Source organism: Pararoseomonas baculiformis, assembly GCF_017813395.1.
In the GTDB taxonomy this organism is placed as follows: domain Bacteria; phylum Pseudomonadota; class Alphaproteobacteria; order Acetobacterales; family Acetobacteraceae; genus Roseomonas; species Roseomonas baculiformis.
In genome coordinates this window covers 1-4,073 of sequence record NZ_JAGIZB010000077.1, presented here as the reverse complement: position 1 = coordinate 4,073, position 4,073 = coordinate 1, and the positions used below count along the sequence as shown (strand labels likewise).

Annotated in this window: 6 protein-coding genes and 1 pseudogene; 3 read left to right on the top strand and 4 right to left on the bottom strand. The window is 66.0% G+C overall.

Going from position 1 to position 4,073, the window contains the following annotated elements:
* A partial coding sequence (locus J8J14_RS24470) for a hypothetical protein (RefSeq protein WP_456307533.1) occupies positions 1 to 187 on the top strand: 187 nt, incomplete at its 5' end.
* 71 nt (positions 188 to 258) lie between these two features.
* On the opposite strand, the gene J8J14_RS25905 is transcribed toward J8J14_RS24470, so the two are convergent.
* The 4 genes and pseudogenes from J8J14_RS25905 to J8J14_RS24460 all read right to left on the bottom strand — a co-directional run bounded on the left by J8J14_RS25905 (position 259) and on the right by J8J14_RS24460 (position 1,648).
* Positions 259 to 399: a hypothetical protein gene (locus J8J14_RS25905; protein WP_408896630.1), complete on the bottom strand. Its 141-nt coding sequence runs from the start codon at positions 397 to 399 to the stop codon at positions 259 to 261.
* Between the two features lie 44 nt (positions 400 to 443).
* Positions 444 to 764, bottom strand: a pseudogene (locus tag J8J14_RS25900) (transposase); the annotation flags it as partial.
* Positions 761 to 886, bottom strand: coding sequence for a transposase (locus J8J14_RS25895; RefSeq protein ID WP_456307532.1), 126 nt, complete (start codon positions 884 to 886; stop codon positions 761 to 763). The pseudogene J8J14_RS25900 and the gene J8J14_RS25895, both read right to left, overlap by 4 nt.
* A gap of 354 nt (positions 887 to 1,240) precedes the next feature.
* Positions 1,241 to 1,648: a phasin family protein gene (locus J8J14_RS24460; RefSeq protein ID WP_209382150.1), complete on the bottom strand. Its 408-nt coding sequence runs from the start codon at positions 1,646 to 1,648 to the stop codon at positions 1,241 to 1,243.
* Between the two features lie 216 nt (positions 1,649 to 1,864).
* On the opposite strand from J8J14_RS24460, the gene J8J14_RS24455 reads away from it, so the two are divergent.
* Positions 1,865 to 2,461, top strand: a complete 597-nt coding sequence (locus J8J14_RS24455; RefSeq protein WP_209382148.1) for a DUF2383 domain-containing protein — start codon at positions 1,865 to 1,867, stop codon at positions 2,459 to 2,461.
* Between the two features lie 418 nt (positions 2,462 to 2,879).
* Positions 2,880 to 3,929: a hemerythrin domain-containing protein gene (locus J8J14_RS24450; protein ID WP_209382146.1), complete on the top strand. Its 1,050-nt coding sequence runs from the start codon at positions 2,880 to 2,882 to the stop codon at positions 3,927 to 3,929.
* Positions 3,930 to 4,073: the final 144 nt, after the last annotated feature.

The window sequence follows — 4,073 nt, the reverse complement described above, 5'->3', positions numbered from 1 at the left end:
GCTGTTCATCACAGGCTATGCGGAGCAAGCCGTTATGGGTGAGAAGCATCTACCGCCCGGCATGGCGGTGCTCACAAAGCCTTTTGCCTTAGACGTTCTTGCGACCAGGATCAGAGGCCTGATCGCCGATGAATTGCCCTCATCTGACTTTTCCAGCATTTCCGCTGGGAATGGATCAGCGACATAGAGGGACCGTGGTGTACGACCGTGGTGCACCGATCAGGACGCTGGACGCACGGACGCCAAAAGCCCTAACACTCATGCGATGCGGACGTATTCTGGGCGACCCAGGTCCAACATGCGGTTCAGCACCTCGGCGGCGATGGCCACCTGGATCGCGTAGCGTCCGCTTGCTTGCGAGCGCAGGCCATCGCCAATGACGCGCTTCCAGCGCGACACATCGGCTTCGACCAGGGCACGCCAGTTGTAGCCAGACGCTCTCTGCCTGCCGCTGCGGCCGCGCTTGGGACGGCGCTTGATCGGGGCGGCACGATGATCTCGGCCTGAGGGTGACGGGCCATGATCTCCGCATGGACGTCGTCGCGGTCGCAAGCTCCATCGGCGGTGAGGGATGCGACAGGTCCGTCCACTCTCTCGAGCAGCGGGCCGACTTGCCCACCGTCATCGGCATCGTGGCCCATCAGCACCGAGGCGATGACCCGCCCCGTGTCGACGTCAGTGGCGAGATGCAGTTTGCGCCACGATCGGCGTCGTCGGGTTCCGTGCCTCTCCGTCAGCCACTCGCCGGGCCCGCAGAGCCTCAACCCGTGCTGTCTACCAGACAGTGCACGGGCGCCTGCCCGCAGCGTGGCCGCTGCACCTCGAGCGTTTCCGCCCGCCGGCTCAAAGTCGTATGGTAGGACACGGCAAGATCAGTGCCGAGCAACTGTCATATGGAGGCGATCAGGCCCTCTGTTTGGCGGAGTGCCAAATGGAACACGGCCCGCAAGGTCAGCGCGGTCGCGATCGCCAGGACCGAACACGACGGCTGCCACGAGCGCGAAGGCCCGCCTCATACTCGGGCCAGTTCGTCACCCGATGCCGCTGTCGCGGGATCCTGTGGCGCCGGTCCTTGTTCACCTTGAAGGGCAAGCGCGGTGTCCCCGTCGGTCGTCGGGGCACCCCAGCCCTATCCTACCCTCCCTCGGCCTCAGATCCCTTCCATGCACCACAGTCGTCGGCAGGCGCAAACGCTGCAACAGAGCCTGCGCAATCCCACACGCTGGCCGGGTCGCGGATGTCAGGCGGCGCGCTTGCGGGGTGCCATCATTGCGGAGGCTGCGGTGGCCTGCTCGGCGAGGGGCGCGGACGCTTGGTTGAACAGCTGGGCGGTCGCCTCCCCAATTTGGGTCGCCTGGCCGGTCACCTGGTCCCGGGCCGTCTTGAAGTAGGAGGTCTGGATCGTGGCAGCCTCCTGCGGGGACTTCGCAGCGGCGATCGCTTTGGCTGCGGTGGCGAAGCCCTCAGCCATGCCCTGGTACATCGCGAGGTAGCGCTGGCCGATGTCCTGCAAGCCCATGGTCCAGAGCTGGGCCGAACGGGTCGCGGCCTCGAGATTGGCGCGATTGAGTTCGGTGGCTTTGGTAGCAGCCTCAGAGATGCTGGCCATCACGTCATTCGCATGAGGCATGCGGTTCTGCATGAACATGGTCGTTTCCTCTATCTACCTGCGCCGCAGGAGAGCTGATGCTCACCTTGCTGCACTGCAGCATGAAGGTGTCTAGGCGTTACGAACTGGCACTTACAAGGAAATTGTGCAGCGCGGCATTCGCCATGTCCTACCCCCACTTTGTGCAGCGGGCTGGGCATCGGCGGGACGGGTCACCAAGTGGGCGCTCCCCACGACCGTCCGGAACCCCGAGCCATGACCGACACCGAAACCAGCACGAAGGACGTCGACCTGCCCGCCCTGCAGGCGGACCTCGTCGACCTGCTGCAACTCGAGAACGACGCGCTGCCCATGTACTCTGTTGCCCTCTCCGCCCTGCGCGACCCGGCGCTGCGGGAGAAGCTCCGGGTTTATCGGGAGGACCACGAGCGGCACGCCCGCGACCTTACGGCTCTCATTCGCGAGCTGGGCGGCGTGCCCCCGGTGCTGCCGCACCTGCCCACCGGGTTGCTCAAGCTCGGGGTGCAGATGGCCGGGCTGCCAGGCGGAGACCGGACGATCCTGATGGCTTTCATCTCGAACGAGTGGCAGTCACGCGAGAAGTACGCCCGCTTCGCCGTGAAGCCCTACCCTCCAGCTATGGCGGCGCTCATCGGGAGCCACGCGGCGGACGAGGAAGTCCATTACCTCTGGGCCACTGAGGCGCTCCGCGGGCTCGGCTGTGGCGAGGAGACGCTTGCAGGGCAGATGACGCTGGCCTTCGCCCGCATGCACGGTTCGGCCGCCGACCTCGTCGAGGGGATTGGCCGTAGGTCTAACGAGGCCGTACTCCGGCTAATCCGGCGGCGTTAGCTGGCGACCGCGCTGCTGCCATCCAGAGTGCAGGGTGAATGGCGCCCGGACCTTGCGATCTCGAAAGGCACAGTGTGTGCCGCGCACCACCACTGCACCGTGATGCTGCGATGCGGCAAATAGTTTGCTTACCCGGACGTTATAGCCCGGGAATGACGCTGCATTCTGCCCACGCGGGCCGGGCAGGATTTCCTCGCCAGAGTGCGCGAGCAGGGGGGAACCGCCTGGTGACCCTGCCCGATAGCAAGCGACACGCAACCAGCAACTCCCAGGGCTGAGGCCCTCGCCCAGTGGAACGGCGCCTCGGATTGCGCCGAACCCGACGAGCGTAACCCACCGCTGTCCACCGCTGAGGGGCCCTACAGCCCCTGACGCCAACAAGGCTGGGCAGCGGCAGCAACACAAAAAGGATCTACGCATGTCACTCCGCACGCTGATGCAAGAAGGCTCCAGCAAGGTGAACGACCTGTTCGCCCGTCTCTCCGACACTACGGAGGGTGCCGTGAAGACCCGCGAGAAGCTGTTTGGCGAACTCAAGGGCGCGCTCGAGTTGCACGCAAACCTTGAGGAAGAGTTCCTCTTCCCACTGCTCCGGAAGAACTCGGAAACCAGGGGCCTCGTGGTCGAGGCTATCGCGGACAACAAGAACCTCCGCGCGAAGCTCACCGAACTCGACACGCTGCCCAAGAATGACGAGGCGTTCATCCCACTCCTTGCGGAGTTGCAGAAGGCGTTCCGCCAGCACGCCCGGGACGAGAAGAAGGAGCTCCTGCCTGCTGTGCAGAGCGCGTTGAGCGCAGAGCAGGTCCAGAAGGTTACCGAGAAGATGGAGGCGAGCCTGGCCGAGGTCGAGCAAGCAAGGCAGGAGGAGGCCGAGGAACGCCGGGCGAAGGCACGCCGGGAGCGTGAGCAGGCCGAGCTCGAGGCCGAGGCCGCTGATCGGCAGCAGCAGGAGCGTGAAGCCGCGGAGCGCCGCAGCCGTGAGACCGCCAGCCGTGTCGCCAATGCGGCTGCTATGCCGCTGGACGTCGCGGCCGAGGCTACGGGCAAGGTCGCGCGCCTGGTGACGAGCTCCCTTCGCGCCGAGGAGCAGGCCACCCCCGTACGCGCGCCCGCCCCGACGCGGCCCTCGGCCAGTGCCTTCACAGACATGTTCCTGTGGCCCTGGGCAGGTGCCATGCAGGGGCTCCAGCAGGGTCGGCAGACCGGCCCGTCCGGCACCAGGGCTCCCACCAGCCAGGAGGAGGTGATCCCCCTCGGCGAGGAGGTGCTGGAGGTCACCAAGCGAACGGAGAACCGCGGCACCGCGCGCGTCCGGCGCTACGTCGTCGAGACCGAGGTCGAGGAGCAGGTAACGTTGCAGAGCGAGCGGGTGGTGGTCGAGCGCCGCCGTCCGGTGAGCGACAAGATCACCGGCGAGATCCTCACCGAGGTGACGGTCGAGGTGGTCGAGACCGCTGAGGTGTAGCGGCTGAGTGAATTCTCCCCGGAAGCGCTGGCTGAAAATTCCCCAGATCGGCTGGTCCTCATGTGTTGGGACTGAGGTCGGCGTGCCTGGCCTTGGGTGGCCTGCCGCGGCGGCGGGGTGCTGTTTCGGGTTTGTGCAGCGGCG